The following is a 22,878-nucleotide window of genomic DNA, read 5'->3' as shown; positions in this document are numbered from 1 at the left end:
AAAAATGAAAAAAATGGTACTTGCTGCACTGCTTGCTGGTTTTAGCCTGAGCGCCACGGCGGCGCAGACGATTCGTTTTGCGACCGAAGCCTCTTACCCGCCTTTTGAGTTCGTGGACGCTGACAACAAGATTCAGGGGTTTGATGTCGATCTGGCCAATGCGCTCTGTAAAGAGATCGATGCCACCTGTACCTTTACTAACCAGGCGTTCGACAGCCTGATCCCGAGCCTGAAATTCCGTCGCTTCGATGCGGTGATGGCAGGCATGGATATCACGCCGGATCGTGAAAAGCAGGTGCTGTTCACCAAACCTTATTATGACAATTCGGCACTGTTCGTGGCGCAGAAAGGCAAAGTCGCCAGCGTTGACGCGCTGAAAGGCAAGCGCGTTGGCGTCCAGAACGGCACCACCCATCAGAAATACCTGACGGATAAACACAGCGAGATCACTGTCGTGCCTTACGACAGCTATCAGAATGCCGTGCTGGACCTGAAAAATGGCCGTATTGACGCGGTATTTGGTGACACCGCTGTGGTCAACGAGTGGCTGAAGAAGAATCCTGCGCTGGCAGCCGTCGGCGACAAAGTGACAGATAAAGCTTACTTTGGCACCGGCCTGGGCATTGCGGTTCGTACCGGTAACACCGATCTGCAGACGAAATTCAATGGTGCCCTGGATAAGATCAAAGCCGACGGGACCTACAAAACCATCTACAGCAAATGGTTCCAGCAGTAATTTCTGATGAATGAAATGATGACCCTCGCAAGTGCCGCCGGTATGACCGTCGGCCTTGCTGTTTGTGCTCTCGTCGCTGGCCTGGTGCTGGCGATGATTTTCGCTGGCTGGGAGTCGCTGCGCCTGAAACCGCTGGCGTGGGCAGGCACCGGCCTGGTCACGTTGATCCGCGGCCTGCCGGAAATTCTGGTGGTGCTGTTTATCTATTTTGGCGCCTCGCAGCTCCTGCTCACTCTCTCCGACGGCTTTACGCTTAACGTCGGGCTGTTTCAGCTGCCTGTTCAGATGCAGATCGAAAACTTCGATGTCAGTCCCTTCCTGTGTGGTGTGATTGCGCTGGCGCTGCTTTACGCGGCCTATGCTTCGCAGACGCTGCGCGGCGCCCTGAAAGCGGTACCGGTGGGTCAGTGGGAATCGGGTCAGGCGCTGGGCATGAAGAAGTCGGCCATCTTCCTGCGACTGATCATGCCGCAGATGTGGCGTCATGCTCTACCCGGTCTGGGGAATCAGTGGCTGGTGCTGCTCAAGGATACCGCACTGGTGTCGCTGATCAGCGTAAATGACCTGATGCTGCAGACAAAAAGTATCGCAACCCGCACCCAGGAGCCCTTTACCTGGTTCCTGGTGGCCGCCGCGATCTATTTAGTGATTACCCTGTTAAGCCAGGCAGTGCTGCGTCGCATCGAACTGCGCACGACACGCTTTGAACGGGGGAACAGCTGATGCTCGCCTACTTACCTGAACTTCTGAAAGGGCTGCACACCAGTCTGACGCTGACGGCCGCTTCCCTGATCGTCGCCCTGCTGCTTGCGCTGCTCTTCACCGTCGTGCTGTCGCTGAAAACGCCGCTGTTTTCGCCGCTGGTCAAAGGCTTTATCACGCTGTTTACCGGCACCCCACTGCTGGTACAGATCTTCCTGATCTACTACGGGCCGGGACAGTTTCCTTCGCTGCAGCAGGTGCCATGGCTGTGGCACTTACTGTCGCAGCCGTGGCTCTGTGCGATGCTGGCACTGTCGCTCAACAGCGCCGCCTACACCACGCAGCTCTTTTACGGGGCCGTGCGCGCTATTCCGGCCGGACAGTGGCAGTCGTGCGCGGCGCTCGGCATGAGCCGCAAAGATACGCTGCGCATTCTGCTGCCCTATGCATTTAAACGCGCGCTCTCCTCCTACTCTAATGAGGTCGTGCTGGTGTTCAAAGGCACTTCGCTGGCCTATACCATCACCCTGATGGAGGTCATGGGCCACGGTCAGCTGCTTTATGGCCGCACTTATGACATTACGGTCTATGCCGCAGCAGGGCTGATCTACCTCTGCGTTAACGGCCTGCTGACGCTGATGATGCGACTGATCGAGAAGCGCGCCCTGGCGTTTGAACGACGTTCCTGACAGACGGGCGGCCCCCCGCCCGTTTCGCCTGAAAAATCACACCAATTGCATAAAAATTCAATTTATGGCAGGGTATCGCCTTCTCTGGCTGACCACATCACAGGACTCATAAAATGAAAAAATGGATTATCGCCGCCGCGCTGGTTTCGCTTGCTATGAGCGCCCAGGCCGCCGAAAAGATTCGCTTTGCCGCTTCAGCGACCTATCCGCCGTTTGAATCACTGGACCCGGAAAACAACCTGGTCGGATTCGACATCGATCTGGCCAAAGCGCTGTGTCAGCAGATGAAAGCGGAGTGCACCTTTACTAACAACGCGTTCGACAGTCTGATCCCGTCACTGAAGTTTCGTCGTTATGACGCGGTGATCTCCGGCATGGATATCACCGCCGAGCGCAGTAAGCAGGTTGATTTTACCCAACCCTATTACGCGAACTCCGCTATCGTGATTGCGCCCAAAGACAAATTCAGCAGCTTTAACGACCTGAAAGGCAAGCGTATTGGCGTTGAGAACGGCACCACCCACCAGAAGTATCTGCAGGATAAGCATCCGGAAGTGAAAGTGGTGGCGTATGACAGCTATCAGAATGCGATTCTGGATATAAAAAGTGGCCGGCTGGATGGCGTATTTGGCGACAGCGCAGTCGTAAACCAGTGGCTGAAGAGCAATCCGCAGCTCGCCACGGTCGGCGACCATGTCACCGACACCGACTATTTCGGCACAGGCCTGGGCATTGCCGTGCGTAAAGGCAACACCGCGCTGCTAAATGAGTTTAATCAGGCGCTGGCTGAGCTGAAAACCAGCGGCCGCTGGCAGCAGCTTAATCAGAAGTGGTTCCCGGAGTAATGTCAGGCTGCGCCCTGTGGCGGGGCGCATATCCGGCTCAGTGCTGACGGCGGGTTAACAGCGTCAGCACCTCAAAATGGGCGGTATGCGGAAACATATCGAACAGCTGCACCTGCGTAATCTCATAATCGTCCAGCCGGGCAATGTCCTGCGCCATCGTCTGCGGATTGCAGCTCGAATAGAGCAGATAATCCGGGGCCATCTGGCTGAGATAGTCACACAGTGCCTCGCCAATCCCGCGACGGGGTGGGTTTACCAGTACCAGCTCAGGCACCGCGTCACGCGTGGTCGCAAACGCCGTGGAGTCCAGCGCCGCAAACTGCACCTTTTCCAGCCCCAGCATCCCGGCGGAACGCCGGGCGCATTTAATCGCTTCGGCACTGATTTCAATGCCGGTCAGCGTCATTTCCGGTGTCGCACAGTGCAGGCCAAAACCGCCCACGCCGCAGAAAAGATCCCACATGCTGTTGACCGGCAGCGCCCTGACCCAGTCGCGCGCGGTAGCATAGAGGGCGCTCGCGACCTGCGGGTTGGTCTGAAAGAAGCTCTGCGGCCGGATCCAGAGTGGTACGCCGTTAAAACTCTCCGGCAGCGCCTGAGCGGGCGTCAGCGCAATCTCCTCATCCCCTTCCAGAATCGCCATGTGCACGGGCTGAATGTTGGCAGAGATCACCTCCAGCTGCGGCAACTGCTGCTGCAGCCACGGCAGCGCAGCACGCAGCTGTTCTACTTTGGCGTCTGAACGCAGAACGAAGCGCAGCATCACGCCCCCCTGCTGACTTTCCGTTATCAGCAGGAACTTCAGTTCGCCGCGTCTGCGCGCCACGTTATAGGGTGTCAGCCCGGCCCGGGCGATGAACGGCTTCAGTGCCGCAAAAAGCGGCTGGAAGGAGGCAGGATAGAGCGGACATTCGCAGAGATCGACAGCCTCACCATCCGGCCGGACCAGACCCAGCACCGGACGTTCGACGCTACCGCTGACCACCATCTTGGCTTTATTGCGAAATGCCTGCTGCGGGGAGGCCACCGGCGGCAGCCACTGCGTTACCGGCCGATCGGCCAGTAACTGCGCCAGTCTCGCCTGTTTGTCGTCCAGCTGCATGGAATAGGGTTTTTCGAGCCACTGACAGGAGCGGCAACGGTCAGCGTCATAGAGCGCGCAGTGCATGGTAAAGCCTTAAAGATCGGGTCGGGCGGAGCGCGATTGTATCATCGCTTCCTGAAAAATGCGCGACTGCTGGCGGGCACAAACAGCAGCATCAGCACCAGCAGATCGGGAATTTTCTGCGCCAGCGTGTGGTGGATGATCTGGACATTATTGTCGCCATCAATACTGAAAATTTCCGGATAGATCCCGCCGAGCGAGGCGAACAGCATGTAGATCAGCACAACAATTTGTGTTGCCACATAGCCCCAGCGTCCCCGGTTACTGCCGCGCATCAGGGTAAAGGCGCAGCGCAGCTCAAACAGGAAGATCAGCTGGCTGGCAATGAAAATCAGTGTCGCGTCCCAGGACTGGGCGCTGCGATGAACAAAGTTAGCGAGTTCGCTGTAACCCAGCTCGTTTGCCAGCATCAGAACGCTCAGACAGCGGGTCGCAATAATCGCAATACCTGCCACCGTTACCGGAACGGGTGCACTGTCCAGCGTAATGCTGCTTTTAGAGATGTCTGACATAGTCCCTGACTCCACCGGATCAAAAAACGGGCCGGATAAACCGGCCCGTTCATATAGTGGCAAAGGATAGCGATTTCAGCCACGTTTAGCTTTCTGAATATCACTCAAACGCTGTTTTTCTTCGTGTGCCATAAACCGCCAGGCGATAAAACCGACAAGGCCGACTACAAACAGAATCAGGGAAGCCAGCGCATTGATTTCCGGGTTAACGCCGCGTCGCACGGTAGCGAAAATAGCCATAGGCAGTGTGGTTGCGCCTGGTCCGGTGACAAAGCTGGCAATCACCAGATCGTCGAGTGACAGGGTAAAGGCCAGCAGCCAGCCGGTGACAATCGCCGGCGCAATCATGGGCACGGTTATCACAAAAAAGACCTTTAAAGGGGTGGCACCCAGATCCATCGCCGCCTCTTCAATTGAGCGGTCCAGTTCACGCAGACGCGAGTTGATGACTACCGCCACATACGCCGTACAGAAGGTGACATGCGCCAGCCAGATAGTCAGCATACCGCGCTCAGATGGCCAGCCAAAGGCATTGCCCATCGCCACAAACAGCAGCAGCAGCGACAGGCCGGTGATCACGTCAGGCATCACCAGCGGGGCTGTCAGCATAAAGGCAAAGCCGTTGTGCCCGCGAAAGCGCCCGAAGCGCACGATGATCACCGCCGCCAGCGTGCCCAGCACCACCGCCATTGTGGCAGAAAGCCCGGCAATGCTCAGACTCAGCAGCACCGCATCTATCATCGCGCTGTCCTGGAACAGCACCTTATACCAGTGGAACGAGAAGCTCTCCCATACGGTTACCAGCGGGGAGCTGTTGAAGGAGTAAACCACCAGCAGCAGCATCGGCGCATAGAGAAACAGAAAACAGCACACCAGAATGGCGGTCCGCCAGGGTGAGCGGATGGTGGGCAGATTATTCATGCCTTCTCTCCCATTTCACGGTTTTGATGCTTGTGGAACCAGATAATCGGCAGAATCAGGATCAGCAGAATAATCACCGCCAGCGCCGAGGCCACCGGCCAGTCACGGTTGTTAAAGAACTCCTGCCACAGGATACGGCCAATCATAATGCTGTCCGGCCCGCCCAGCAGTTCCGGGATCACGTACTCTCCGACCGCCGGAATAAACACCAGCATCGATCCGGCAATAATGCCGCCTTTGGTCAACGGCACGATCACGCTGAAGAAGGTTTTCAGCGGACGCGCCCCCAGGTCCAGCGACGCCTCAACGAGCGAGTAGTCAATGCGCGTCAGCGCGGTGTAGATCGGCAGCACCATAAACGGCAGATAGCAGTAGACGATACCGATGTAGACCGCGGTATTGGTGTAGAGGATCACCAACGGATGATCGATCACGCCAAGCCACATCAGGAAGCGATTCAGGATCCCGTTGTTGTTCAGCAGTCCCATCCAGGCGTAGACGCGCACCAGGAAGGAGGTCCATGACGGCAGGATCACCAGCAGCAGCAGGATGGAACGCATCGACGGCTTGCTGTGCGCCACCGCCCAGGCCAGCGGATAACCAATCAGCAGGCAGATTACCGTGGAGATCGCCGCCACTTTCAGCGACTGCAGATAGGCGTCGATATAAAGCGGATCGTCAGTCAGCGTCAGGTAGTTGCCGAAATTCAGCACGATGCTGAACTGGTCGTCGGCCCAGCTCACCAGTTCGGTGTACGGGGGAATCGCGCGCGCAATGTCGGCGAAGCTGATTTTCAGTACTGTCAGAAACGGCAGCAGGAACAGCAGCACCAGCCAGACATAAGGCAGGGCGATGACCAGTTTGCGGCCATGCTGCATTTTAACCCGCGTGGCCCAGCGCTGCAGCGGCGTACCGACCAGTCGGGCAGGCGCTTTGGCGCGTTGAAAAATCTGGCTCATCGTCGCTCCTTAAACCGTCAACACCACGCAGCTGTCGCTTTCCCAGCAGAGACGCACTTCATCTCCCCAGGTCGGCAACCCTTTGCGATAGCGATGCGCGTTCTGCAACTGTGCGCTAATCATCTGTCCGCTGTGCAGACGGACATGGAAGATGGAGAGGTCGCCGAGATAGGCGATATGTACCACTTCACCCACTGCAAAGTTACAGCCGTCGGCCGGCACCTCATCGCAAAGCATCACTTTTTCCGGCCGCAGCGCGACGTGCACCGGCACGTTATCCACTACCGAAACATCGGAGTCGACCTTCAGCGGATGCATCAGACCAGGACTGTCGATCACCAGGCCATCCGCCTGACGTTCACGCAGTAAGCCTTCAAAAACGTTCACAGAGCCAATAAATTCCGCACTGTAGCGACTGGTCGGATGCTCGTAGATCTCCTCCGGCTCGCCAATCTGCACGAACTTGCCGCGATTCATAATCGCGATGCGGCCTGCCATGGTCATCGCCTCTTCCTGGTCGTGAGTCACCATCACGCAGGTGGCGCCGACGCGCTCCAGAATATCGACCACTTCCAGCTGCATCCGGTCGCGCAGTTTTTTATCCAGCGCGCCCATCGGCTCATCCAGCAGCAGCAGCTTAGGGCGTTTTGCCAGGCTGCGGGCCAGCGCCACGCGCTGACGCTGACCGCCGGAGAGCTGATGCGGTTTGCGTTTCGCAAACTCCTGCATGTGCACCAGCGCCAGCATCTCGGCGACCCGGCTGGCGATCTCCCCTTTCGGTAGCCGATCCTGCTTCAGACCAAAGGCGATGTTCTGCTCCACCGTCATGTGGGGAAACAGCGCGTAGGACTGAAACATCATGTTAATCGGGCGCTGATAGGGCGCTACGTGCGACAGATCCTGACCATCCAGCACAATCTGACCGCTGGTGGGCGGTTCAAAACCGGCCAGCATGCGCAGCAGCGTCGACTTGCCGCAGCCTGAGGCGCCCAGCAGCGCGAAAATTTCACCTTTGTAGATGGTCAGGCTGACATCATCCACAGCGTGCTGGCCGTCAAAGGATTTGGTCAGGTTGCGAATTTCCAGCAGGGGCGTTAATGCCTTTGCGGTTTTATGTTGAGGACGGGGAATAGCATCGTTCACAAAGGGTTCTCTCCGGAGCCAGGCGGAACATGGCGGCAATATCCGCCGCTAAAAATGGCACAACAGAGGCCGACACTGCGCCTCTGTTGCTGATGCGTGACAGGTCAATCCGCTCGGGACGAACTACTTACCACTTTTTACTTTAGTCCATGCACGCGTACGCACACGATCCAGTTTTGGATCCTGGACTTTCAGCACAAACAATTTCGACATCGCTTCCGGCGTCGGGAAGATCCCCGGATTGTTGCGGATGTCGGCGTTGATCAGCGGCAGTGACGCTTTGTTGCCGTTGGCATAGTTCATTTTGTTAGAGACATCAGCGATCACTTTCGGATCCATGATGTAGTTGAGCCAGGCGTAGGCACCGTCCAGATTTTTTGCATCTTTCGGGATCGCCATCATGTCGAAGAAGGCCAGCGCCCCCTCTTTCGGCACGCTGTAACCCAGATGCACGCCGTTTTTCGCGGCATCAGCACGGTTCTTCGCCTGCAGGATATCGCCTGACCAGCCGATCGCCACGCAGGTATTGCCGTTCGCCAGATCGTTGATGTACTGCGACGAATGGAAATAGCGGATGTTCGGACGCAGCTTCAGCAGCAGATCCGTGGCCGCACCCGAGTACTCTTTCGCATCGGCGCTGTTCGGATCTTTGCCAAGATAGTTGAGCACCGTGGCGAAGATCTCCTCTGGCGCATCCAGGAAGGAGACGCCGCAGCTTTTCAGCTTCTCCAGGTTTTCCGGCTTCAGCACCAGATCCCAGCTGTTGACCGGTGCATCCGTACCCAGCGCGGCTTTCACCTTGTCGATGTTATAGCCGATGCCGGTGGTGCCCCACAGATAAGGGATGGCATATTTGTTACCCGGATCGTGCTGCGCCACTTTTTCCATCAGTGCCGGATCGAGATTTTTATAGTTGGGCAGTTTGCTCTTATCCAGCGGCTGGAAGACGCCGGACTGCAGCTGACGCGCCAGGAAGCTGGAGGATGGCACCACCACATCGTAGCCGGTGCTGCCCGCCATGAGTTTGCCTTCCAGCACTTCGTTGGAGTCAAACACATCGTAGACCACTTTAATACCGGACTGCTTTTCGAAGTTCGGCACCGTGTCTGGCGAGATATAGTCGGACCAGTTGTAGACATGCAGCGTTTTGTCTTCCGCCATGCTGCTGGCCGAGGTGGCCATCAGCGCAGCAGCTACCACAGCTGACAGCCATTTCTGACGTGAGTTGAACATATTTTCCATCCTCCTGAGCGGGTCATTACAACGCTGCAAATCAGAGATCCCTGCATTGCGTTCTGTACAAGACGTCAGTGACACAATGAATCATTATTCAGCGGGAGTTTAATAGCAAAAACCTATAGCCGGGGCGAAGTTACGCGCCTGTTACAGCCCCGCAAGCATAGCCCCCCGGTCAGGCTGCACCAGACCCCAGCGTAAAAAACGCCTGAAACCGATATTTTATGCATGTTTGAGCTATGAGGTTCGGCTTTGATGGCATAAAGCACGACAAATATCTGGCATTAAAGGGCAAAATGCAGAATAAAAAAAGGCGATGGCAGAGGGCGGGAATAAAAAAGCCGTCTCATGGACGGCTTAATCAATGACAGTGTCGGGCTTAGTGCAGCACGGAATGAACACTGGTCACCGGAACGTGCTCTTCTTCTTCGCCGACAATCAGCAGATTATTGGCGAAGGCTTCCAGGATCACCATAGAGATCTGCTCCTCGCTCTGCTTCATAAAGTGCGAGAACTGACCGAAGGTTAATCCGGCGGTGGTGACCATAGACTGACAGACAATGAGCTTCGGCAGATTATCATCCTGAATGTCGACAAATGCTTTCACCGTCAGTGAACTCGCATTGATTTGCGACAAATCGCCGACCAGCGGAATCAGTGCCGTCGGCTTCACTTCAGCCAGCGCTGAAAAGAGAATGACGTTGTCGACCAGATCGATTTTGGCGTCAAACACCCCATCGAAGTTTTGCATGTGTGGCAGATGAAGTGCCTGACAGGCATCGCATTCGAACCAGGTGATATTTTGCTGATCCAGCCAGCGACGCAACAGGTCGATATCCGGAACGACAAGAGAATCCATCGTAAAATCTCAGTGGGGTGATAAACAGGCGACTTAGCTTACGGAAAAATGCGCGACGATGCCACGAAAACTACTGAAAAGCGCGTATCAGCCAGCGGTTTTAGGACGGAGCCCGGGGATAGCCTGCTGCTCGATATGCGCGATCATCAGGCCGGCAATGTTCAGCTCGCAGCAGCGCTCGATACCTTCCAGACCGGGTGAGGCGTTGACTTCCATGACCAGCGGACCACGGTGGGCGCGCAGAATATCGACGCCCGCTACGTCCAGTCCCAGCGTCGCCGCCGCCTGCACGGCGATCTGCCGCTCCTGCTGCGTAATCGCCACCGGATACGCTTTACCACCACGGTGCAGATTAGAGCGAAAATCGCCCTCTTTCGCCACCCGTTCGATGGCGGCCACCACCTGGTTGCCGATCACCAGGCAGCGGATATCGCGCCCTTCAGCTTCTTTAATAAATTCCTGCACCAGAATGTGCGCATTCAGGCCGCGAAAGGCATCGATGACACTCTCTGCCGCCTGACGGGTTTCCGCCAGCACCACGCCAATGCCCTGCGTGCCCTCGACCAGCTTAACCACCAGCGGCGCCCCACCCACCATCGCGATCAGATCCTGAGTGTCGTCGGGTGAAGAGGCAAAGCCGGTGACCGGCATGTCGATTCCCTCCCGTGCCAGTAGCTGAAGCGAGCGCAGCTTGTCACGGGTGCGGGTAATAGCGGCGGACTCATTGAGCGGATAGCTGCCGCACATCTCAAACTGCCGCAGCACCGCCGTGCCATAAAAGGTAATGGCATTACCAATACGCGGGATCACGGCATCAAAATGCGCCAGCGGTTCACCCCGATAGTGAACCGCCGGAGAGGCCGGGTTGATGTTCATATAACAGGAGAGCGGATCGATGATCTGCACAGCATGGCCGCGTACAGCTGCCTCGTCACGCAGTCGCTGACTGGAGTAGAGCGTTTCATCGCGTGACAGAATGGCTATCTTCATCTCCGCTCTCCGTTTCTGATTTAACGCGTGGCCCAGCCCTGCTGATGCAGATAATCCAGCATGAACGGACGTGTCTCTTTGATGATCAGGCGCTGAATCAGTTCGCTCCAGGTTTCGCTACGCTGGTTACTGTCGCGCTGCTGATAATAGAGTTCTGTGCGGCTATCGTATTCTGCCAGCACCGCCGGATCCAGCGGATGGTAGCGGTTCTCATGCACCAGCATCGCGTGTGGCATACGCGGTTTTACGTCTGGTTTTGACTCCGGATGACCCAGGCAGAAACCGAACAGCGGCAGAACAAATTTTGGCAGTCCCAGCAGTTCGGTCACCTCCGCAATACTGTTACGGATTCCACCGATAAAGACGCCCCCCAGCTCAAGGGATTCGGCTGCAACCATCGCATTCTGCGCCATCAGCGCGGTGTCCACACAGCCCAGCAACAGCTGCTCGGCACGGCCCAGCTGCGCATCCGGACAAATCTGCAGATGGCGATTGAAGTCAGCGCAGAAGATCCAGAATTCCGCCGCATCTGCCACCCAGGTCTGCCCGCCTGTCAGAGGGACCAGCTTGTCACGCAATGCCTTATCGGTGATACGCACGATGGATGAGCACTGTAAAAAGCTGGAGGTGGAGGCCGATTGCGCCGCAGTAATAATCGCCTCACGTTGCGCCTCGCTGACGGGCTGGTCAGTAAACGCGCGAATGGAACGGTGGCTACACAGTAAATCAATGGTCGGTGTCATAAAGTCTCCAGCAATTTTATCTTTTTTTATCAATCTGATTAAACAGCTGTGGCGCGATCGCTTTCGCGGTACGCCACATTAACAGCCAGGCTGCAGGCAGCATCAGGAGCACACCCGTGATAAACAGTACGGTGGCCGGTGTGCTGGCGTCCCTCTGACCGGGCAGCGGCAGCCAGTGATTAATCAGCAACAGCGCGCCCAGAATAAGCAGGCCACCCGCCGCTTCAAGCAGCAGCACAACTCGTGGTAATCGGGCCAGACTCTGCATCACATCCTCCTGCCTTTGCGGATGACTGAGCGTCAATTATGGTCAACAACCCCAAAATTGCGCGGGATACGCCCGCCCACGGGCGAAAAAACATCGGATTCAGACGCTTCCTGCTCACGCAGTTATAGCGAGCGGGCATCAGACTAACAGGCAAATCCTGCTTTCCTTAAGCGATACGAGCGGGCATCATGGATCCCATTCTCTGTTTTGTTGTGTGATATCCGTCACATAATAGTCGCTGTAAGGAGTTCTCAATGATTGCTGTAATTTTTGGTCGCCCGGGCTGTCCCTATTGTGTCCGTGCTCATGAACTGGCCGACAAACTGACTGCTGAGCGCGATGACTTTAGCTACCAGTATGTTGATATCCAGGCAGAAGGCATTACCAAAGCCGATCTGGAAGCCAGCGCTGGCAAACCGGTCAGCACCGTACCGCAGATTTTTGTGGATGAGAAACATATCGGTGGCTATACCGAATTTGCTGCATGGACCAAAGAAAATCTGGGTTTTACTGCGTAAGCAGTCATGTCAGAAACAGCAAAGGCGAGACAGGAACACCCTGTCTCGCCTTTTTATTTCCTGCCCGTGAGCCGTTACTGAAGTGACGCCAGCACAATCTGCATCAACCGTACCAGCAGCGCACCGCAGCCCGCCCAGAAAAGTGCGCTCAGGCACCAGGCAAGCACAAAGAGTGTGCTGCTGTAATCAAACAGGCTGTTATTTAACAGGACAGTGCCCACTAATGTTCCCCACAATCCCATCATCAGCGTACTTTTTAACGGGCTTTCCACCTGCAACAGGGCTATCACGATGCCGGGCAACATAAACAGCAAGAGTTCAGGCTGGCCACGAAGCGGACCGGGACCGACCTGCCAGAAATGACAGGTAAAGACAAACACCAGACTGTACAGAACCACGCCGCACAGGCGGGAACTCCAGAGATAAGAACGCTGCGGCATATCACCCCACTGATGAAAAGTAATTCTGACAATAACCTGCTGTTAACCCTGATGCGTTCAGATGGAAATAAAAAGAAACAGTTCACCGTGGCAACGAAAACAACGTGCCAATGGCTGAGGATGATATTTGTGATTAGAATAGCGCCGCACTAAAGGTTCCATTGGCAGTGTTGATACAACGGTTTTTCAACGGCCCGTTCACGATAGCGAAAAACAGGCCACTCTTCAACAGGTTACATGTAAACAAGAAGTTAAACAGTGAATATTAACGTCGCAGGGTTGTTAAGCGGAAATGACATTTTGTTATTATTTGTCGTTTTAGCGCTTGGCCTCTGTCTGGGTAAATTACGCCTTGGTTCGGTTCAGCTGGGAAATTCAATTGGCGTATTGGTTGTTTCTCTCCTGTTAGGCCAGCAGCACTTCACGATTAATACGGATGCCCTGAGTCTGGGCTTTATGCTGTTTATTTTTTGTGTGGGTGTGGAAGCCGGTCCCAACTTTTTTTCGATTTTCTTTCGCGACGGCAAAAACTATTTCATGCTCGCCATCGTCATGGTGGTTAGCGCGCTGGCACTGGCGCTCGGGCTGGGCAAACTCTTTGGCTGGGATATCGGTCTCACTGCAGGGATGCTGGCTGGATCAATGACCTCCACGCCAGTTCTGGTCGGGGCAGGCGACACGCTGCGACAAAGCATCGCCGATCCAAAGCAGCTTGGCATGATGCAGGACCAGCTGAGCCTCGGCTATGCCGTGACTTATCTGATCGGGCTGGTCAGCCTGATATTCGGTGCGCGTTATTTGCCCCGCCTGCAACATCAGGATCTCCCGACCTGCGCCCAGCAGATTGCCCGTGAGCGCGGGCTGGATGCCGACAGCCAGCGCAAAGTCTTCCTGCCGGTGATCCGTGCCTACCGTGTCGGTCCGGAGCTGGTCGCGTGGAGCGGCGGTAAAAACCTGCGCGAACTGGGTATCTACCGTCAGACCGGCTGCTACATTGAACGCATCCGCCGCAACGGTATTCTTGCCAGTCCCGATGGTGATGCGGTGTTGCAGCTTGGCGATGACATTTCACTGGTCGGTTATCCTGATGCTCACGCCCGGCTCGACCCCAGCTTCCGCAACGGTAAAGAGGTGTTCGATCGCGACCTGCTGGATATGCGTATCGTCACCGAAGAGATCGTGGTGAAGAACCATAATGCGGTTAACAAACGCCTGAGCAAGTTAAACCTTACCGATCACGGCTGCTTCCTGAACCGGGTTATCCGCAGTCAGATTGAGATGCCGATTGACGACAGCATTATGCTCAATAAAGGGGATGTGCTGCAGGTCAGCGGCGAGGCGCGACGGGTAAAAAGCGTGGCGGATCGCATTGGCTTTATCGCCATTCACAGTCAGATGACCGATCTGCTGGCATTCTGTGCTTTCTTTATTGTGGGGCTGATGATTGGGCTGATCACATTCCAGTTCAGCAACTTCAGTTTCGGTATCGGTAATGCGGCGGGTCTGCTGTTCGCCGGGATTATGCTCGGCTTCCTGCGAGCCAACCATCCCACCTTTGGCTATATTCCGCAGGGCGCCCTGACGATGGTCAAAGAGTTCGGCCTGATGGTGTTTATGGCGGGCGTGGGTTTAAGTGCCGGCAGCGGCATCAATCACGGCATCAGCAGCGACGGTGTGATGATGCTGCTGTGCGGCCTGCTGGTCAGCCTGGTGCCGGTGATCATCTGCTATCTGTTTGGTGCCTACGTGCTGCGGATGAACCGCGCCCTGCTGTTTGGCGCCATTATGGGCGCACGCACCTGCGCGCCGGCCATGGAGATTATCAGCGACACGGCACGCAGCAATATTCCGGCGCTGGGCTATGCCGGCACCTATGCCATTGCCAACGTTTTACTGACGCTGGCTGGCACGCTGATTGTGATTATCTGGCCGATATTGCCCTTATAAAATTTTTTTAACGACGTCCAGAACTTTATTGTTAAGCCGTAGTCATAATAAGTGCCACTGCTTTTCTTTGAAAATCCCCAAATTGTGGAGCCCGCTGGTCTTTTTCCCGGCGGGTTTTTTTATCCCTTTTTTCGCCGTCCTTCCGCCCTGACGCCGCTGAATCATCATCTTACCGTCTCTGCATTGTCATAAAACTTAAACCATTCCACAACTCGCCCCCAGATTAAGAGCCTTTCTATGGACGAACAGCACTGTAAAAAGCAGGATGGAACGCTGTTTGATTAGCAATTTGTGCTGATTAATTGGGGGAGCGCGCCGTCGCCGATCGTTTTTTGCCGCAGTTAGCTGACGGCCTGACGCTATGTCATCCGCTGTTGTTAACCGCACTGCCTGCTGAGGAATTTATCCCGAAATGGAAGAGCTGAATCACGCCCTGTTTACTGCCATCAACGCCACACCGGCGTCACCTGCCTGGTTACTGCAACTGGCAACCTTTATTGCCAAAGATCTGATTGCTATTGTGCCGCTGTTAATTGTGGCTATGTGGCTCTGGGGACCACGCGATCAGGTTTCTTCGCAGCGGGTACTGGTTCTGAAAACCGGTATGGCGCTGATTTATGCGCTGGCGATCTCCTGGTGTGTCGGCCAGCTGTTACCGCATCCCCGCCCTTTCGCCATCGGTTTCGGTTATCAGTTCCTGCATCATGCTGCCGATGACTCCTATCCCAGCGATCACGGCACCACCATATTTACCTTTGCGCTGGCCTTTATCTTCTGGCATCGCCTCTGGTCGGGCGTGGTGCTGATGATGGTGGGTTGCGCTATCGCCTGGTCACGGGTCTATCTGGGTGTGCACTGGCCAATGGATATGCTGGGCGGCTTCCTGGTAGGTCTGTTGAGCTGTCTGGCTTCGCATCTGGCATGGCAGTTTTATGGCGAACGACTGCTGGCGGTCATTAATCCGCTCTATCGCGCGCTGTTTGCCGTGCCGATTCGCAAAGGCTGGACGCAGAATTAAAAAAGGGAGTGTGGGTCAGGAGCTCATCGCAAAGGACAAGCTAACACAAGGGACAGGGGAAGAAAGCCTCCCGCATCATCAATCGTGCGGGAGGCCCCTCTCAGGGATGAACACTTTGCGTCTTTTCAGGCTGACCGTTTTCCCTTGACAGGCGCTGTACGCCCCCTCAGGGCCCTCCTGAGTCAACGCTGTCAGGGACGCCTCAGCGTCCCTGATAACTCATGAGAACCACTTCCCGAACCAGCCGTTGAATTTCATCATCACGAAGTCAAACATCCGGCTGAAGAAGCCGCCTTCCTGCACATCCTGCATCACCACCAGCGGCCGCTGTTCGATAGTCTTCCCATCCAGCTGGAAATCGATGGTGCCCACCACCTGATTTTTCTTCAGTGGCGCTTCAAGGTGCGGCGTAGTGAGTTTGTAGCTTGCTTTGAGGTTCTTCATCTGTCCTTTCGGGATGGTCAGCGCAGCATCTTTTGCCACGCCCAGATTGACCTGACTGCGATCGCCAAACCAGACCCGCTGCTGCGCAAAGGGAGCATCGGCCTTAATCGGCGTGACAGTTTCAAAGAAACGGAAGCCCCACGTCAGCAGCTTTTCGCTCTCGCGGAAACGGATCGCATCGCTGCCGGTGCCCAGTACCACCGAGATCAGGCGCATGTCACCTTCGGTCGCCGACGCCACCAGATTATTGCCCGCGCCGGAGGTATGGCCGGTTTTGACACCATCCACATTGAGGTTGGTGCTCCACAGCAGACGGTTACGGTTAATCTGCCGGATTTTGTTGAAGGTGAACTCTTTCTCTTTGTTCAGCGCATACTCTTCGGGTACATCGCGGATCAGCGCCTGAGCAATCAGTGCCATGTCGCGCGCAGTACTGTATTGCCCTTCGGCATCCAGACCATGTACCGTCATAAAGTGCGTATTCTGCAGCCCCATCGCCTTCACGTAATTGTTCATCAGACCGATAAAGGCGTCCTGGCTTCCCGCCACATAATCCGCCAGCGCGATGCAGGCATCATTGCCGGACTGGATCACGATGCCTTTATTCAGCTCGTGCACCGGGATGCGATCGCCCGGTTTAAGGAACATGAGTGAAGAGCCGCGCAGCTTAGGATTACCGGTTGCCCAGGCGTCCTGGCCGACAGTAACCCTATCATCCGGTTTGATTTTGCCCGCCTTGATCGCCTGACCCACAACATAGCTGGTCATCATTTTTGTCAGGCTGGCGGGGTCGAGGCGCTGATCGGCACTCGATTCGGCTAACACTTTGCCGCTGGCGTAGTCCATCAGGATCCACGCTTTTGCGTCGATGCCGGGCGCGGCAGGAGCCTGCTCAGCAAACACGCTGACGGGGGCAAGAATCAGTAATGAGGTGGCAGCGAGGTGCCGGAGGCGAGATGTAAAGCGAGTGTTTGTCATGGGCTTGGCCGGATTGTCCTTGTTGAAACGAAATTCCCGAGGCAGAAAATTCTCACTCAAACGCTAACCGTTGATGGCGGCGAAAAAAACCGTCGAATCGTAAAGTTTTTTAAAGTTTGGTCGAATCCGCCCGGAAGGGTCGCCGCTGCGGGGCATTCAGCCATCATAGTAGCGCCATCACAACTGCGTGAAATTCCGATTTTTCGCAGAAGAGTTAAGCCCGTCACAATTTTCGGCTAACCTGAAAGCCACTCAGCCGAGGAGACCGACCATGGACTTAGCCCTTTTTGATCTCGATGAAACACTGATTTGTGAAGACAGCACCAGCCTGTGGTTGCGCTGGCTGGTCTCACAGGGATTCGCCCCCCGCGAACTGATCGAGCAGGAACAGGCATTAATGAGTCAGTATTATGCCGGCACGCTTTCGATTGAAGAGTACATGAACAAAACGCTCTCCCCCCTGATCGGTATGGCGACGCTGACCGTCGAGGGCTGGGTGCGGCGTTTTATTCATCGTGACATCCTGCCCCGCGTCTACCCTGCCGCCCGCGAACGAATTGAGTGGCATCGGGCCCGCGGTGACAGAGTGATGGTCATCTCCGCCAGCGGCGAACATCTGGTGGTGCCGATTGCGGAAAAACTGGGGGCCTGCGGCGCGCTGGCGATCGGCGTAGAGATCGTAGACGAACGCTACAGCGGCAACACCTACGGCACGATGACCTATAAACAGGGTAAAGTGACCCGACTGGGTGACTGGAAAGCCCTGCAGCAGGATGAAACCTTTGAGCGCACCTGGGCCTACAGCGATTCGCTGAACGACCTGCCGCTGCTGGAGCAGGCCGATCATGCCCATGTCATTAACCCGGATGAACAGCTGCATCGGGAAGCGGTTAACCGCGGATGGCAGGTCTGCCACTGGGCGCGCTGACTCAGCACCTGCGCCCAGAGGCGGCAGACCTGCAGGCAGTCCGGCCCGGAGAGTGTGGAACACCCCGTTTCACTCAGCGAGGGGCGCACTGCCCGGCCCGGACTGACAGAGTAACCCGACCTTTAGCCGCGGGATGCGCCAGCATCCTGCGCTAAACCCACCTTCAGCAGCTTACCGTTAGCCTCATCCGTCAGCACATAGAGATAACCATCCGGCCCCTGGCGCACATCGCGGATCCTCGCTTTCTGATCGTCCAGCAGACGCTGCTCCTCCACCACTTTCTCGCCGTTGAGCGTCAGCCTGATCAAATTTTTCTCTTTTAACGCGCCGATAAACAGTGAGTTTTTCCACTGCGGAAAACGGGCGCTGTTGTAGAAGGCCATGCCGCTGATGGCGGGCGACACCTTCCAGTGCCAGAGAGGCTGTTCGGTGCCTGCTACATGGGTGCCCTGAGATTCCGGCACTTTGTCACCATTGTAATCGATACCGTACGTTGCCAGCGGCCAGCCATAATTTTTCCCGCGGCTCATGATATTCACTTCATCGCCGCCGCGCGGGCCGTGCTCACTTTCCCATATCATGCCGGTCCAGGGATTAAGCGCCAGGCCCTGCGGATTACGCAGGCCATAGGCCCAGATCTCAGGTCGTGCGCCGCGCTGTTTTACAAACGGGTTATCGTCTGGCACGCTGCCATCCGCATTGAGCCGCAGCAGTTTACCCTGCAGCTTATCGGGATCCTGCGCCGCGCTGCTGACGAAGTTATCGCCGAAGGCAATCCAGAGGTAACCCTGGGTATCAAACGCCAGCCGGGTGCCGATGTTATTGCCGCTGGAGAGCTGTGGCGTCTGACGGATCACCTCACGGAAATCGCTAAGCCTGCGGTTATCCTGGCTCAGCGTGCCCACGCCCACCACGGCGCCCGCTTTGCCTTTGCTGTTCGCTTTGGTATAGCTGAGCCAGACATGACGGCTGGTGGCGAAATCGGGCGCCAGCACCACATCCAGCAGGCCGCTCTGCCGCTCTGCCCAGACGGCTGGCACGCCCGCGATCGGCTGCGACAGCCCACCCTGAGGGCTCCAGCTGCGAAGCTGGCCGCTGCGTTCGGTAATCAGCAGGGTCTTGTTGTCCGGCAGAAACGCAACCGACCATGGATGTTGTAACTTATCCTGTAAGACCTCCACTTTGACGTCGGCGGCAAACAGCGGCGAGGCACAGAACAGTGTACTGCTCAGCAGCAGGACAGTTGAAAGACGGGACATAGTGTTCTCCTGACGGGGTAACGTGCCCTTAAGGGTAGTCACGCGCCGCGCAGTGAACCTGAGGATTTACAAAAGATTAAACAGGAAGCCCGCTACCGGCTGCAGCGGGCGAAAGGCATTATTCGAAACAGGTATCAGGATTATCAGACAGGGTGATGAACTGCTTACCGCCCTGGGTCAGCGCCATAATGGTGCCGCTTTCAATATCATAAACCCAGCCGTGCAGACGCAGCTTGCCGTTACGCAGTGCGACGGAAACTGAAGGATGGGTTTTCATGTTGTTCAGCTGAGCGATAACGTTCTCTTTTACCATCTCGTTCAGTTTCTTCTCTGGCGAGTCATACTCACGCTGCTCGACCACGGCTTTCGCCGCATCAGCGTAGCGCAGCCAGTGCTCAACAGCCGGCATGGTATCCATGCAGGCGCAGGAGGCAATCGCGTTCATTGCACCACAGTTGGAGTGCCCGCAGATGATGATGTCAGATACGCCCAGCGCAACCACGGCATATTCGATTGTGGCCGAGACACCACCTGGCTCCGGACCAAAAGAAGGCACGATGTTGCCCGCATTGCGGATAACGAACAGCTCTCCTGGCTCCTGCTGCGTGACCAGTTCAGGCACCAGACGGCTGTCTGAACAGGAGATGAACAGCGCTTTTGGATTTTGATTTGACGCCAGGCTTTTGAAAAGATCCTTCCTTTCAGGAAACACATTCTGCTGGAAATTCAGAAATCCGTTGATGATCTCTTTCATTATTTAGCTCTCACATTATCCATTTCATTACCTGAGGGGCATAGCCCCCTCAGTGGGGTTAGCGGGTTTATTATTAATGAAAACAAGTGAATATCAACCCACGTTTTTTACTCTGTAGTAAAACCTTGCCCTGCGCAGCGTTTCGCTTATCCGTGATTCGACATCTTCAGCGCCAATTTCTTTTTACAGCACCGCAGGTTACTGGAAATGGAGAGAGATGGCTCCGCTGCGTTTTTGCATCAGACAGGTGACGGGCTTTTACGCGTTTTTTCACTACTTTACGCCGGGGAGGGTCATAAAATGCTGTTTTGTGCGCAGCCCTGCCCTGACCGCGCGATTGCGCCAGGTGCCCCTGCCAGGCATCTGAAACGTCGGGCATTGCACAAGGGGGCGCAGAAAGAGAGAGGGTTCAGAAATAGAGGATAGACTGATGATAAGGGATGGTCGCGCCAGACCGGCTCGCGCAATACTCCCCTGGTCTGCGCAGTCGTGCCCGACGGTTCAGCCGCTAGCCATACTGTTGCTGATGCGCTTTCTTACGTTGTAAATAGTCCTCATCTTCACGCAATCGGTCCCAGTAGCCTTTGAAAACTGCTGCGGCTGCAGCCTTTTCTTCGTTGATGCCGCGTGGCAGCTCCTTGCCGTCGGCATCATATTTTCGTCCCCCTTTATGATTGCTGTAACGGCGCGCACGGGTGTAACCCATCTGAATAAATTTGCGTGCCATATCCATGCCGACGAAATCATCCTGACGCCGGTATTCCTCAAACAGCGCCATGATTTTTTCTGCCGACTCCTCAGCAATGGGGACCGTGCGAAATCGCCAGTACGGCAGAATTTCGCTCTTATAGGGCTCGACCATCAGCACGCCCTGCTCGCCGCGCCCCACCTGATAACGTTCGGGATGCTGGCGGAAGTCGATGGTGCTGAAGTCCTGGTCATAATCGAAAGGTTTTATCGTCATTGTTTCAGTTTAGGATCAAGCGCGTCGCGTAGCCCGTCGCCGAGTAAATTAAATGCCAGAACAGTGAGGAAGATCGCCAGGCTGGGGAAAATGGCGACGTGCGGGGCGATCACCATGTCAGCCCGCGCCTCGTTGAGCATCGCGCCCCACTCCGGCACAGGCGGCTGTGCCCCCAGTCCGAGAAACGACAGGCTGGCCGCCGTGATGATCGAGGTGCCCACCCGCATGGTGAAGTAAACCACAATCGGTGAGACGGTGCCGGGCAGGATATGGCGCATCAGAATCGTCCAGTCTGAGGCCCCGATGCTGCGGGCCGACTCGATATAGGTCTGATGCTTCAGTACCAGTGTGTTACCGCGTACCAGGCGGGCAAAGGCCGGGATGCTGAAGATCGCGACCGCCACAATCACATTACTCATGCCGCTGCCCATAATCGCCACGACTGCAATCGCCAGCAGAATGCCGGGAAAGGCAAACAGCACGTCGCAGATTCGCATGGTGATACGGTCCCACCAGCCTTCGTAATAGCCTGCCAGCAGCCCGAACAGCGTACCAATCAGTGCGCCGATCACGACTGAGAAGAAGCCGGCAATCAGGGAGATGCGCGTGCCGACCAGCACCCGGCTGAAAATATCGCGGCCCAGCGAATCGACGCCAAACAGATGCATCAGCGACGGACCGTCATTGAGCCGGTCATAATCGAAGTAGTTTTCTGCATCGAACGGTGCAATCCACGGCGCGACCACCGCCAGCACAATCAGCAGCAGCACAAACATCCCGGCCAGCATTGCTACCGGCTGACGCCGGAAGCGTCGCCAGAACTCACGCCACGGCGTGCGTACCCGATTTTCCGCGATGAGCGGCATCGTTTTCAGTGCCGCTTCACGTCGCCAGTTTTTCATCGCGACTCCTTAAAGCGAATAGCGGGATTGATCACCGCATAGAGCATGTCGACAAACAGATTGATCAGAATAAACTCCAGCGAGAACAGCAGCACTTCAGCCTGAATAACCGGATAGTCGCGCATCGCCACCGAGTCCACCAGCAGGCGCCCCAGCCCCGGCCAGTTGAACACCACTTCGACGACGATCGAGCCACCCAGCAGAAAACCAAACTGCAGCCCCATCATCGTCACTACCGGGATCATGGCGTTGCGCAGGCCATGTTTCACGACCACCAGCGATTCCCGCACGCCTTTAGCCCGGGCAGTACGCATATAATCTTCCTGCATCACCTCGACAAAGGCGGCGCGGGTAAAGCGTGCCATGACCGCCGCCACCGCTGCGCCTAACGTCAGAGAGGGCAGAATGTAATGCTGCCAGCTTTCTGCCCCGACGGTGGGCAGCCAGCCCAGCTCAACTGAGAAGACCTGCATCAGGAGCATGCCCAGCGCAAAGGCGGGAAAAGAAATCCCCGATACTGCCAGCGTCATGCCCAGCCGATCAGGCCAGCGGTTACGCCAGACGGCGGAGACGATGCCGATCGCCATGCCCAGCATCACGGCCCAGATCATACTGGCCAGCGTCAGCCACAGGGTCGGCATAAAGCGTGTCGCGATCTCTTCGGCGACCGGGCGCTTTGACACCATCGACTGACCAAAATCGCCCTGCAGCGCATTCAGTATAAAGTGCCCGAACTGCTGCGGCAGCGGCAGATCCAGCCCCAGCTCCTGACGCACCAGCGCCACCACCGACGCATCGGCTTCTGGTCCGGCAATCAGCCGTGCCGGATCGCCCGGCAGCAGATGAACAAACAGGAACACCAGCACCGCCACAATCAGTAGCGTGGGGATGAGCCCTAAGAGCCGTTTAAGAAAATAGTTAAGCATGTAACATCCTGCAGCTGCGGCCAGCCACGGGG

At 56.1% G+C, this 22,878-nt stretch carries 25 protein-coding genes; 8 read left to right on the top strand and 17 right to left on the bottom strand.

Annotated elements, in window-relative coordinates; all coding sequences use genetic code 11:
* Positions 1-4 precede the first annotated feature (4 nt).
* From artJ to ACLHDD_RS03630, 4 genes are all read left to right on the top strand, one after another.
* Positions 5-736, top strand: coding sequence for an arginine ABC transporter substrate-binding protein (gene artJ, locus ACLHDD_RS03645; protein WP_313652531.1), 732 nt, complete (start codon positions 5-7; stop codon positions 734-736).
* A gap of 6 nt (positions 737-742) precedes the next feature.
* Positions 743-1,459: an arginine ABC transporter permease ArtQ gene (gene artQ / locus ACLHDD_RS03640; protein ID WP_427102980.1), complete on the top strand. Its 717-nt coding sequence runs from the start codon at positions 743-745 to the stop codon at positions 1,457-1,459.
* Entirely contained in the window at positions 1,459-2,127 is a 669-nt protein-coding gene (gene artM, locus ACLHDD_RS03635; protein ID WP_313652533.1) for an arginine ABC transporter permease ArtM, read from the top strand. The genes artQ and artM overlap by 1 nt, the downstream gene beginning before the upstream one ends.
* 113 nt (positions 2,128-2,240) lie before the next feature.
* Entirely contained in the window at positions 2,241-2,972 is a 732-nt protein-coding gene (locus ACLHDD_RS03630; RefSeq protein WP_427102979.1) for an arginine ABC transporter substrate-binding protein, read from the top strand.
* A gap of 37 nt (positions 2,973-3,009) precedes the next feature.
* Here ACLHDD_RS03630 and rlmC read toward each other — a convergent pair whose 3' ends face one another.
* The 10 genes from rlmC to ACLHDD_RS03580 form a co-directional block, all read right to left on the bottom strand.
* Positions 3,010-4,140, bottom strand: a complete 1,131-nt coding sequence (gene rlmC, locus ACLHDD_RS03625) for a 23S rRNA (uracil(747)-C(5))-methyltransferase RlmC (RefSeq protein ID WP_427102978.1) — start codon at positions 4,138-4,140, stop codon at positions 3,010-3,012.
* A 41-nt stretch (positions 4,141-4,181) separates the two neighbouring features.
* Complete coding sequence (locus ACLHDD_RS03620) at positions 4,182-4,649, bottom strand: YbjO family protein (RefSeq protein ID WP_427102977.1); 468 nt, start codon at positions 4,647-4,649, stop codon at positions 4,182-4,184.
* Between the two features lie 75 nt (positions 4,650-4,724).
* Positions 4,725-5,570, bottom strand: coding sequence for a putrescine ABC transporter permease PotI (gene potI, locus ACLHDD_RS03615; RefSeq protein ID WP_427102976.1), 846 nt, complete (start codon positions 5,568-5,570; stop codon positions 4,725-4,727).
* Complete coding sequence (potH, locus tag ACLHDD_RS03610; protein ID WP_427102975.1) at positions 5,567-6,529, bottom strand: putrescine ABC transporter permease PotH; 963 nt, start codon at positions 6,527-6,529, stop codon at positions 5,567-5,569. The genes potI and potH overlap by 4 nt, the downstream gene beginning before the upstream one ends.
* A gap of 9 nt (positions 6,530-6,538) precedes the next feature.
* Positions 6,539-7,672 carry a putrescine ABC transporter ATP-binding subunit PotG gene (gene potG / locus ACLHDD_RS03605; protein WP_288475903.1) on the bottom strand — a complete coding sequence of 378 codons (1,134 nt, stop codon included), beginning with the start codon at positions 7,670-7,672 and terminating at the stop codon, positions 6,539-6,541.
* Positions 7,673-7,795: 123 nt separating this feature from the next.
* Complete coding sequence (gene potF, locus ACLHDD_RS03600; RefSeq protein WP_427102974.1) at positions 7,796-8,905, bottom strand: spermidine/putrescine ABC transporter substrate-binding protein PotF; 1,110 nt, start codon at positions 8,903-8,905, stop codon at positions 7,796-7,798.
* A 382-nt stretch (positions 8,906-9,287) separates the two neighbouring features.
* The gene (locus tag ACLHDD_RS03595) at positions 9,288-9,767 is read right to left on the bottom strand and encodes a YbjN domain-containing protein (RefSeq protein ID WP_313652542.1); all 480 of its coding nucleotides are present in this window, start codon (positions 9,765-9,767) and stop codon (positions 9,288-9,290) included.
* An 87-nt stretch (positions 9,768-9,854) separates the two neighbouring features.
* Positions 9,855-10,757: a 30S ribosomal protein S6--L-glutamate ligase gene (gene rimK / locus ACLHDD_RS03590; RefSeq protein ID WP_427102973.1), complete on the bottom strand. Its 903-nt coding sequence runs from the start codon at positions 10,755-10,757 to the stop codon at positions 9,855-9,857.
* A gap of 20 nt (positions 10,758-10,777) precedes the next feature.
* Positions 10,778-11,500: an oxygen-insensitive NADPH nitroreductase gene (gene nfsA / locus ACLHDD_RS03585; RefSeq protein ID WP_427102972.1), complete on the bottom strand. Its 723-nt coding sequence runs from the start codon at positions 11,498-11,500 to the stop codon at positions 10,778-10,780.
* Positions 11,501-11,516: 16 nt separating this feature from the next.
* Positions 11,517-11,768 (bottom strand): DUF1418 family protein, encoded by a 252-nt coding sequence (locus ACLHDD_RS03580; RefSeq protein ID WP_427102971.1) that lies wholly within the window; start codon positions 11,766-11,768, stop codon positions 11,517-11,519.
* 254 nt (positions 11,769-12,022) lie between these two features.
* Here ACLHDD_RS03580 and ACLHDD_RS03575 point away from each other — a divergent pair, with 254 nt between their 5' ends.
* Positions 12,023-12,286: a GrxA family glutaredoxin gene (locus ACLHDD_RS03575; RefSeq protein WP_427102970.1), complete on the top strand. Its 264-nt coding sequence runs from the start codon at positions 12,023-12,025 to the stop codon at positions 12,284-12,286.
* A 74-nt stretch (positions 12,287-12,360) separates the two neighbouring features.
* Here the strand turns inward: ACLHDD_RS03575 and ybjM are convergent, their stop codons facing one another.
* A complete protein-coding gene (gene ybjM, locus ACLHDD_RS03570) occupies positions 12,361-12,726 on the bottom strand; it encodes an inner membrane protein YbjM (protein ID WP_427102969.1) in 366 nt (121 codons plus the stop codon).
* Between the two features lie 258 nt (positions 12,727-12,984).
* Between ybjM and ACLHDD_RS03565 the strand changes: the two genes are divergently transcribed.
* Positions 12,985-14,673, top strand: coding sequence for an aspartate:alanine antiporter (locus ACLHDD_RS03565; RefSeq protein WP_427102968.1), 1,689 nt, complete (start codon positions 12,985-12,987; stop codon positions 14,671-14,673).
* 412 nt (positions 14,674-15,085) lie between these two features.
* Complete coding sequence (gene ybjG, locus ACLHDD_RS03560; RefSeq protein WP_427102967.1) at positions 15,086-15,691, top strand: undecaprenyl-diphosphate phosphatase; 606 nt, start codon at positions 15,086-15,088, stop codon at positions 15,689-15,691.
* Between the two features lie 219 nt (positions 15,692-15,910).
* Here ybjG and ACLHDD_RS03555 read toward each other — a convergent pair whose 3' ends face one another.
* Positions 15,911-17,113 carry a serine hydrolase gene (locus ACLHDD_RS03555; RefSeq protein ID WP_427102966.1) on the bottom strand — a complete coding sequence of 401 codons (1,203 nt, stop codon included), beginning with the start codon at positions 17,111-17,113 and terminating at the stop codon, positions 15,911-15,913.
* Positions 17,114-17,384: 271 nt separating this feature from the next.
* On the opposite strand from ACLHDD_RS03555, the gene ACLHDD_RS03550 reads away from it, so the two are divergent.
* On the top strand, positions 17,385-18,041 hold the full coding sequence (locus ACLHDD_RS03550; RefSeq protein ID WP_427102965.1) for an HAD family hydrolase: 657 nt from the start codon (positions 17,385-17,387) through the stop codon (positions 18,039-18,041).
* 122 nt (positions 18,042-18,163) lie between these two features.
* On the opposite strand, the gene ACLHDD_RS03545 is transcribed toward ACLHDD_RS03550, so the two are convergent.
* From ACLHDD_RS03545 to gsiC, 5 genes are all read right to left on the bottom strand, one after another.
* Positions 18,164-19,300: a PQQ-dependent sugar dehydrogenase gene (locus ACLHDD_RS03545; protein ID WP_427102964.1), complete on the bottom strand. Its 1,137-nt coding sequence runs from the start codon at positions 19,298-19,300 to the stop codon at positions 18,164-18,166.
* A 118-nt stretch (positions 19,301-19,418) separates the two neighbouring features.
* On the bottom strand, positions 19,419-20,054 hold the full coding sequence (locus ACLHDD_RS03540) for a carbonic anhydrase (protein WP_128085280.1): 636 nt from the start codon (positions 20,052-20,054) through the stop codon (positions 19,419-19,421).
* Positions 20,055-20,562: 508 nt separating this feature from the next.
* Positions 20,563-21,012 (bottom strand): DUF4385 domain-containing protein, encoded by a 450-nt coding sequence (locus ACLHDD_RS03535; RefSeq protein ID WP_427105162.1) that lies wholly within the window; start codon positions 21,010-21,012, stop codon positions 20,563-20,565.
* A 2-nt stretch (positions 21,013-21,014) separates the two neighbouring features.
* Positions 21,015-21,920, bottom strand: coding sequence for a glutathione ABC transporter permease GsiD (gene gsiD, locus ACLHDD_RS03530; RefSeq protein ID WP_427102963.1), 906 nt, complete (start codon positions 21,918-21,920; stop codon positions 21,015-21,017).
* Positions 21,917-22,846: a glutathione ABC transporter permease GsiC gene (gene gsiC, locus ACLHDD_RS03525; RefSeq protein WP_427102962.1), complete on the bottom strand. Its 930-nt coding sequence runs from the start codon at positions 22,844-22,846 to the stop codon at positions 21,917-21,919. Before gsiC ends, gsiD begins: the two co-directional genes overlap by 4 nt.
* Positions 22,847-22,878 lie beyond the last annotated feature (32 nt).

Source organism: Pantoea sp. NSTU24 (assembly GCF_050157905.1).
GTDB lineage: Bacteria > Pseudomonadota > Gammaproteobacteria > Enterobacterales > Enterobacteriaceae > Pantoea.
The sequence above is the reverse complement of the archived record's forward strand: the minus strand, read 5'-3'. Positions and strand labels throughout refer to the sequence as shown.

Coding starts and splice junctions, on each gene's coding strand:
- ACLHDD_RS03580 (WP_427102971.1), bottom strand. CDS start 11,768: ATGCAGAGTCTGGCCCGATTACCACGAGTTGTGCTGCTGCTTGAAGCG.
- ACLHDD_RS03595 (WP_313652542.1), bottom strand. CDS start 9,767: ATGGATTCTCTTGTCGTTCCGGATATCGACCTGTTGCGTCGCTGGCTG.
- potH (WP_427102975.1), bottom strand. CDS start 6,529: ATGAGCCAGATTTTTCAACGCGCCAAAGCGCCTGCCCGACTGGTCGGT.
- artJ (WP_313652531.1), top strand. CDS start 5: ATGAAAAAAATGGTACTTGCTGCACTGCTTGCTGGTTTTAGCCTGAGC.
- ACLHDD_RS03630 (WP_427102979.1), top strand. CDS start 2,241: ATGAAAAAATGGATTATCGCCGCCGCGCTGGTTTCGCTTGCTATGAGC.
- ACLHDD_RS03575 (WP_427102970.1), top strand. CDS start 12,023: ATGATTGCTGTAATTTTTGGTCGCCCGGGCTGTCCCTATTGTGTCCGT.
- ACLHDD_RS03550 (WP_427102965.1), top strand. CDS start 17,385: ATGGACTTAGCCCTTTTTGATCTCGATGAAACACTGATTTGTGAAGAC.
- rlmC (WP_427102978.1), bottom strand. CDS start 4,140: ATGCACTGCGCGCTCTATGACGCTGACCGTTGCCGCTCCTGTCAGTGG.
- nfsA (WP_427102972.1), bottom strand. CDS start 11,500: ATGACACCGACCATTGATTTACTGTGTAGCCACCGTTCCATTCGCGCG.
- ACLHDD_RS03555 (WP_427102966.1), bottom strand. CDS start 17,113: ATGACAAACACTCGCTTTACATCTCGCCTCCGGCACCTCGCTGCCACC.
- potF (WP_427102974.1), bottom strand. CDS start 8,905: ATGTTCAACTCACGTCAGAAATGGCTGTCAGCTGTGGTAGCTGCTGCG.
- ACLHDD_RS03620 (WP_427102977.1), bottom strand. CDS start 4,649: ATGTCAGACATCTCTAAAAGCAGCATTACGCTGGACAGTGCACCCGTT.
- ACLHDD_RS03540 (WP_128085280.1), bottom strand. CDS start 20,054: ATGAAAGAGATCATCAACGGATTTCTGAATTTCCAGCAGAATGTGTTT.
- ACLHDD_RS03545 (WP_427102964.1), bottom strand. CDS start 19,300: ATGTCCCGTCTTTCAACTGTCCTGCTGCTGAGCAGTACACTGTTCTGT.
- rimK (WP_427102973.1), bottom strand. CDS start 10,757: ATGAAGATAGCCATTCTGTCACGCGATGAAACGCTCTACTCCAGTCAG.
- ybjM (WP_427102969.1), bottom strand. CDS start 12,726: ATGCCGCAGCGTTCTTATCTCTGGAGTTCCCGCCTGTGCGGCGTGGTT.
- artM (WP_313652533.1), top strand. CDS start 1,459: ATGCTCGCCTACTTACCTGAACTTCTGAAAGGGCTGCACACCAGTCTG.
- gsiC (WP_427102962.1), bottom strand. CDS start 22,846: ATGCTTAACTATTTTCTTAAACGGCTCTTAGGGCTCATCCCCACGCTA.
- ybjG (WP_427102967.1), top strand. CDS start 15,086: ATGGAAGAGCTGAATCACGCCCTGTTTACTGCCATCAACGCCACACCG.
- gsiD (WP_427102963.1), bottom strand. CDS start 21,920: ATGAAAAACTGGCGACGTGAAGCGGCACTGAAAACGATGCCGCTCATC.
- artQ (WP_427102980.1), top strand. CDS start 743: ATGAATGAAATGATGACCCTCGCAAGTGCCGCCGGTATGACCGTCGGC.
- potI (WP_427102976.1), bottom strand. CDS start 5,570: ATGAATAATCTGCCCACCATCCGCTCACCCTGGCGGACCGCCATTCTG.